Genomic DNA, 6,835 nt, shown 5'->3' with positions numbered 1-6,835 from the left:
GCATCAGGCTGATCTGGGCACCGGTCGAAGGCGTCAATGTCGACCAGCCGCCTCCGCCGCCGCGCGGCGGCTTCTTCCTGCAAGGTTTCCTGGTGCTGCTGTCGAACCCGAAGGTGCTGGTGTTCTTCGGCGCCTTCATCCCGCAGTTCATGGACATGAACCGCGACCACTTCCCGCAAGTCGCGCTGCTGGGCGCAACTTTCATGGTCACCGCGGCGATGACGGACGCGCTCTATGCGATTGCAGCCGGGCGCGCCCGAAAATTCTTCTCGGCCCGCCGCACGCGAATGATGTCGCGTATCTCCGGCGGCTTCATGATCGGCGGCGGTATCTGGCTGGCGCTGACGCGGGCGAAATAACCTCCTGACGGGGTTTGGTTTGAACCCTTCGCGGCGGCAATGCGTCCAATCGGGCATTGCCGCTGACGAAGGATTTTGCCGTGCCTGATCTGCCCCCGCTCGTTTACGCGATGCTGCTTGCGCCGCTCGCGCTGATCCTGATTGCCGCTGTTGTGAAGACCTGGCAGGCGCGCGAGGCGCGGAGCTGGCCGCAGGCCCCCGGCAAGGTGGTCACATCGGTTGCCGAGGTGCGCGAGGTCAGGGTGTCCGACGACGAGCGCGAGGACGGCTATCGGACGGAGAATCGCAACTTCGCCAACGTGACCTACGAATATTCGGTCGGCGGCCGCAAGCTGCGCAACAACCGCATCTCGATCGGCGAAGACCTCGGCGATTTCCAGGTCGCCGAGAAGCTCGCGAAATATCCCGCCGGCAGCATCGTCACCGTCTACTACAATCCGCGCCATCCCGATCAGGCCGTGCTGGAGCGCGATCTGCCCAAGGGCCTGTGGGGCTGTCTCGGCATCGGCACGGTGATCGTGCTCGCCATCGTGTTCGGCTCGGCGTTCGGTCTCAACCAGAGTTACCAATATCTCGCCCATCACGTCGCGCGGCCCGATCTCGCAGGCCTGGTCGTTGCCTTCGGCGCGTTCGGCCTCGTCATCGCGCTGATGGCGTGGGCCGTGCAGCGGCAGGCCTCGATGGCGACGCGGTGGCCGACCGTGCCGGGCACGATCAAGCTGTCGGGAATGGAGGAATATCACCAGGCCAGCGAGCCGGGCGAGCGCCGCGGCACAGAGATGTTCGGCAAGCGCGTGACCTACACCTACCTCTACCAGAACGTCAGCTACACCAATGAATGCGCGCGCGTCGCGGCAGGAACGCCGTCGGCTTCCGACGAGATGCTGCGAAAGCTGATGTCGCGCTATCAGGACGGCGCGACCGTCGAGGTTCGTGTCAACCCCGACAACCCGGCCGAGGCCACGCTCGACGCGCGCGGCGACGGCCGCATCGCCTACGTGCTGTGGGGCATCGCCGCGATCTTTGCCGCGCTGGCGGTGTTCGTGGCGACGCGTGGCGGCTAATCGACCAACCTCTCCGCGCGCAGCTCCAGCTCGATCTCCGCAAAGATCCTTGCCAACCGCTCGGCCCATTGCCGCTGGCCGGACTGGTCCGCGATCAGATCCTGGCGGATCTCGATGCCAGTGCTGACGAGGCCACGGGCTTCGCCATGCACGGGGATGGTGTAGTCGGTGAGGTCGTTGACGGCATAGGGCTCGTTGTCGCCGACGACGAGATCGCTCTCGGCGTGGAGATGCTTCAGCAGGAGCTGCGGCAGCACGGTGTCGCGGTTGTAGAGTGCGCCGATATGCCAGGGTCGCTCGACACCGGCATAGACCGGCGTGAAGCTGTGCAGCGACACCAGCACGGTCGGCCGCTTGTCGTGCAGGCGGCGGCCGATCGTGGCATCGATTCGATGATGGTAGGGCTCGAAAATCTCGCGCCGCCTTGCCGCGCGCTCGCCCGCGGAGATTGCCTCATTGCCCGGGATTGCCGTTGCCTCGGACATCACGGGAATCGAGCTCACGGCGCCCGGCGGGCGGTTGCAGTCGATCACGAGCCGCGAATAACGCTGCGCGATCAGGTGGGTGTCGAGCATTTCTGCCAGCCGGTCGGCGACGCCGGCAATGCCGATGTCCCAGGCGATGTGCCGCGTCAGCTCGTTCTCGGCGACGCCGAGATCGCCGAGCGCGCGCGGCAGTACCCGCCCGTAATGATCCGAGGTGAGCAGGAAGGGCGATGCCCCTGCCGCATTCACCTCATGCACTGGCGGAATGTCGCCCTCGCCGAGCAGTTGATCGGCCGCGTCGGCTGTGTCTAAAGCCATCCTGATTGCCTATGGAAAATGCAGTCACCCCAAGAATCGGGCACAATCGCTATAGATTGATCCGCCCAAAGTCACCATGATCGCCTCACGATGCCGCTGCTCACGATTCATCACAAGACCGAATATCGCTATAATCGCCCCGTGGCGTTCGGCGAACACCGGATCATGCTCCGTCCGCGCGACGGGCACGATCTGCGCGTGCTCGATTCCAGGCTCGAAATCTCGCCGGAGCCGATGTCGCTRCACTGGATCCACGACGTGTTCGGCAATTCGGTCGCGATCGCCAATTTCGACGAGCGCGCGGACACGCTGATCTTCGACTGGCATGTCACCGTCGAGCACAATCCGGTGGAGGAGTTCGCGCTGACGCCGGACGATCCGGCCTATTTCTATCCCTTCGTCTATGACGACGAGGAGTTCCCCGATCTCGTCCAGTACATCACGCCGCAATACACCGATCCCGACGGCGAGATCGCGGAGTGGGCGCGCGGCTTCCTCGACGAGGACGCGCCGACGCCGACCTACAAGATCCTGAGCGGCATGACGCACGGCATCCGCAAGCAGTTCAAATACCGCAAGCGCCACGAGTTGGGCACGCAGCATCCGCTCGACACTTTGCAGTCGGGCACGGGAACTTGTCGGGACTATGCGCTGTTCATGATCGAGGCGCTGCGCCAGCTCGGCATCGCCGCGCGGTTCGTCTCCGGCTACATCTTCGTGCCGGAGGATATCGAGCAGCGGCATGTCGGCGGCGGCTCGACCCACGCCTGGGTGCAGGTCTATTTGCCGAGCGCGGGCTGGATCGAGTTCGATCCGACCAACGGCATCGTCGGCACCCGTGACCTGATCCGGGTCGCGGTTGCCCGCGATCCGCGCCAGGCGATCCCGCTGCACGGCGTCTATATCGGCTCCGGGGACGCCTTCGACGCCATGGACGTGAACATCAAGGTGGTCTCGGACGACCAGGACAACGATCAGGAGCTGGAGGCAGAGGTCTTATAGCGGAGGTCTTATAGATGGACATCAGGGTCGGCTTCGAGATCGCCTACGCGGCAGCACAGCCGACACCGATGGTGATCATGCTCAACATCCACCCCTCGCGGCAGGCCGACATCATCGGCACGGAGACGGTGGTTGCGGAGCCCGACGTTCCGATCCGCTTCTATCACGACAGTTTTGGCAATGTGTGCGGCCGCCTCGTCGCGCCCGCCGGCGGCGTGACGCTGAAGGGCCGCGCGCTGGTGCGCGACACCGGCCTGCCCGACGAGGTGATGCCGGACGCGCGGCAGATCCCGATCGAGCAACTGCCGAACGAGCTGATGCTCTATTTGATGCCGAGCCGCTATTGCGAGACCGATAAGCTCACCGACATCGCCTGGTCGCTGTTCGCCAAGACGAACCCTGGTTGGGATCGCGTCGCTGCCATCACCGAATTCGTGCACCAGCACGTCACCTTCGGCTACGAGCACGCCCATCACATGAAGTCGGCGCACGACGTCTACGAGCAGAAGACCGGCGTCTGCCGCGACTTCGCGCATCTGGCCGTCGCGCTCTGCCGCTGCATGGGCATCCCGGCGCGCTACTGCACCGGTTATATGGGCGACATCGGCATTCCGCCGGATCCGGCGCCGATGGATTTTTCCGGCTGGTTTCAGGTCTGGCTCTCCGGCAAATGGTTCACCTTCGACGCCCGCCATAACGTCCCCCGCATCGGCCGCATCCTGATGGCGACAGGCCGCGACGCCGCCGATGTCGCGCTCTCGACGAGCTTTGGACGGATGGAATTGAAGAAGTTCGAGGTGGTGAGCGATGAGGGTGGGGTGAGGTGATGAGATGGTGAAGGTGGGTGATTTTGTTGCTCCAGGTTCGTCATTGCGAGCGCAGCGAAGCAATCCAGAATCTTTTCCGCAGTGACAGTCTGGATTGCTTCGTCGCAAGAGCTCCTCGCAATGACGAAGTCCAGAGGCTATAGAGCCCCCATGACCTCCGATCGTCTCTTCGTTTATGGCACCCTGATGCGCGGCTTCGACCATCCGATGGCGCGGCTGCTTGCCGGCCATGCGGAATTTCTGGGTGAAGCGACCTGCCGCGGCCGGCTCGTCCTGGTGAAGCATTATCCGGGATTGCTGCTGTCGGATGCGCCGTCCGACCTTGTCCATGGCGAGCTCTTCCACATGCACGTGCCCGACGAGTTGCTGCGCGAGCTCGACATGTACGAGGCCTGCGGCGAGGGCTTTCCGGAGCCGACCGAATATCTGCGCAGGCTGATCGACGTGACGCTGCCGGACGGCACCGCCGGCAAGGCGTGGACCTATGTCTACAACTGGCCCGTCGCCGGTCTGCCCCGCATCGAGTCGGGGCGATTCCTGGATCACTAGAGCATGATCCGGAAAAGTGAGCAGCGGTCTTCCGACAAGATCATGCTCAAGAAAATAACCTAAAGCGCGATCTCCTCGCGCTTTAGGCCGACAGCACTTCCTTCACCACGCGCACGTCCACCTCGTGCTCGACGTAAGTCCATTCCTCGGTGCGCCGGAGCATCGCCACCAGCTCCTCGAACAGCGAGGCGTGCGCGGGGGCGAACTCGAACCAGGTCAGGAAGTCGAAGGGGCCGCCGAGATCGCGGCAGTGATAGAGCTGCCGCGCGATGGCGGGCAGGAAGCGCAGGCTGCTGGCGATGTGGCGCGACCTGTCCTCGAAGATCTTGCGGCGCTCTTCCTGCGTCAGATCCCACCAGGCCTGCGACTTGCGGATCGGGATCAACGCCGCGCTGGTTGCCTCGAGCCGGCCGAGCCCGGCCTGCACGGCCACGAGCTGCTGCTTCTCGGCGCGCTCGGTGTAGCGCAAGCTGCTGGGAACGCCGACCAGCCGCCACGCATTGCGCGAGGGCACCAGCGGCAATGAGACGGCCTCGCTGTCGGTGACCGACAGCGCCGGCATGAAGGGCAGGGGCTCGCCCGTCACGGGCGAAATCGAGGTCACGCGCCAGCCCCCGCTGTGGCCGCCTCGAAAGGTCCTGAACATGGCCTATGGAAGCGTGGAACCGGTCCGGGTTCAAGCTTTTCCCGTCATTCCGGGACGCTCGTTCCGTCATCCTTCGAGGCTCGCCGACGAGGCGAGCACCTCAGGGTGACGGGACGGGCGCCCCAGGAATGACGGAGGGGCTGTGAACAGCGCGTATAATCCTGACAAACCTGACTTTTGGGCGGGCTGCACCTATATCCCTGATCCTTCGCCCGACTCACACGGTTTCGCGCTAGACACACCCCATGCGCTTCACGCCCCAATTCCTCGACGAGCTTCGTGCCCGGCTTTCGGTTTCCGAAGTCGTGGGCAAGCGCGTGAAGCTGAAGAAGGCCGGGCGGGAGTGGAAGGGGCTGTCGCCGTTCCAGCAGGAGAAGACGCCGTCCTTCTACGTCAACGACCAGAAGGGTTTTTACCACGACTTCTCCTCCGGCAAGCACGGCGACATCATCGCCTTCGTGATGGAGACCGACGGCCTGCCGTTCGCCGAAGCGGTCGAGCGGCTCGCGAGCATGGCGGGCCTGCCGCTGCCGGCGGTGACGCCCGACGCGGCACGCCAGGAGCAGCGCCGCCGCTCGTTGCATGACGTCATGGATCTCGCCGCCAAGTTTTTCGCCGAGACGCTGGCCTCGCGCGTCGGCGCCAAGGCGCGCGGCTATCTCGCCGACCGCGCGATCTCGCCGGCGACGCAATTGCAGTTCCGCCTCGGCTACGCCTCGCCGGATCGCTTCGCGCTGAAGGAGCATCTCGGCAAGCTCGGCGTGTCCGTTGACGACATGGTCGAGACCGGCCTGCTCGTCGGCGGCAACGACATCCCCGTGCCCTATGATCGCTTCCGCGATCGCGTGATGTTTCCGATCACCGATTTGCGCGGCCGCGTCATCGCCTTCGGCGGGCGCGCGCTGGAGAAGGACGTTCCGGCCAAATATCTGAACTCGCCGGAGACGCCGCTCTTCCACAAGGGCGACAATCTCTACAACCACCAGACCGCGCGCGCCGCCGCGCATAACGGCAGCGCCCTGATCGTGGTCGAAGGCTATGTCGACGTCATCGCCATGGTCACCGCGGGCTTTGCAGGCAGCGTCGCGCCGCTCGGCACCGCGCTCACCGAAAATCAGCTCGCGCTGCTCTGGAAGATGGCGGACGAGCCGATCCTCTGCTTCGACGGCGACCGCGCCGGGCAGAAGGCGGCGTATCGTGCGGCCGACCTCGCGCTGCCGTTCCTCGCGCCTGGAAAAAGCCTGCGCTTTGCGCTGCTGCCGGAAGGGCAGGATCCCGACGATCTCGTGCGCTCCGGCGGCCGCGGCGCGATGGAAGAGGTGATCGCGGCGGCGCGTCCGCTCGCCGACATGCTCTGGTCGCGCGAGCTCGAAGGCGGCAACTTCGCCACCCCCGAGCGCCGCGCCGCGCTGGAGGCGCGCATCAAGGAGCTCTCCAATGGCATCCGCGACGAGGTGGTGCGGCGCTATTATCGCCAGGACCTCGCCGAGCGGCTTCAGCGCACGTTTGCACCCGAGACCGGGCGCGGCGGCTATGCCGGCCGTGGCAATTTCCGCCCCGGTCAGGGTGGCCGGCCGTTCCAGCC

8 protein-coding genes are annotated in these 6,835 nt (G+C 65.1%); 6 read left to right on the top strand and 2 right to left on the bottom strand.

Going from position 1 to position 6,835, the window contains the following annotated elements; genetic code table 11:
* Together AC1D00_RS20315 and AC1D00_RS20310 are read left to right on the top strand one after the other, a co-directional pair.
* On the top strand, nt 1-359 hold a 359-nt coding region (locus AC1D00_RS20315), incomplete at its 5' end, for a LysE family translocator (protein WP_477011891.1).
* Between the two features lie 80 nt (nt 360-439).
* Complete coding sequence (locus AC1D00_RS20310) at nt 440-1,423, top strand: DUF3592 domain-containing protein (protein WP_477011890.1); 984 nt, start codon at nt 440-442, stop codon at nt 1,421-1,423.
* Here AC1D00_RS20310 and AC1D00_RS20305 read toward each other — a convergent pair.
* The gene (locus AC1D00_RS20305) at nt 1,420-2,226 is read right to left on the bottom strand and encodes an N-formylglutamate amidohydrolase (RefSeq protein ID WP_404558785.1); all 807 of its coding nucleotides are present in this window, start codon (nt 2,224-2,226) and stop codon (nt 1,420-1,422) included. The genes AC1D00_RS20310 and AC1D00_RS20305 overlap by 4 nt on opposite strands.
* A gap of 90 nt (nt 2,227-2,316) precedes the next feature.
* Here AC1D00_RS20305 and AC1D00_RS20300 point away from each other — a divergent pair, with 90 nt between their 5' ends.
* From AC1D00_RS20300 to AC1D00_RS20290, 3 genes are all read left to right on the top strand, one after another.
* Nucleotides 2,317-3,228, top strand: coding sequence for a transglutaminase family protein (locus tag AC1D00_RS20300; RefSeq protein WP_477011889.1), 912 nt, complete (start codon nt 2,317-2,319; stop codon nt 3,226-3,228).
* Between the two features lie 14 nt (nt 3,229-3,242).
* Nucleotides 3,243-4,055: a transglutaminase-like domain-containing protein gene (locus tag AC1D00_RS20295; protein WP_135177572.1), complete on the top strand. Its 813-nt coding sequence runs from the start codon at nt 3,243-3,245 to the stop codon at nt 4,053-4,055.
* 150 nt (nt 4,056-4,205) lie between these two features.
* The gene (locus AC1D00_RS20290) at nt 4,206-4,604 is read left to right on the top strand and encodes a gamma-glutamylcyclotransferase family protein (RefSeq protein WP_477011888.1); all 399 of its coding nucleotides are present in this window, start codon (nt 4,206-4,208) and stop codon (nt 4,602-4,604) included.
* 82 nt (nt 4,605-4,686) lie between these two features.
* Here the strand turns inward: AC1D00_RS20290 and AC1D00_RS20285 are convergent, their stop codons facing one another.
* Nucleotides 4,687-5,250, bottom strand: a complete 564-nt coding sequence (locus AC1D00_RS20285; protein WP_477011887.1) for a chlorite dismutase family protein — start codon at nt 5,248-5,250, stop codon at nt 4,687-4,689.
* A 245-nt stretch (nt 5,251-5,495) separates the two neighbouring features.
* On the opposite strand from AC1D00_RS20285, the gene dnaG reads away from it, so the two are divergent.
* A partial coding sequence (dnaG, locus tag AC1D00_RS20280; RefSeq protein ID WP_477011886.1) for a DNA primase occupies nt 5,496-6,835 on the top strand: 1,340 nt, incomplete at its 3' end.

The sequence above is a fragment of the Bradyrhizobium sp. P2_E8 genome (genome assembly GCF_056403875.1).
The sequence above is the reverse complement of the archived record's forward strand: the minus strand, read 5'-3'. Positions and strand labels throughout refer to the sequence as shown.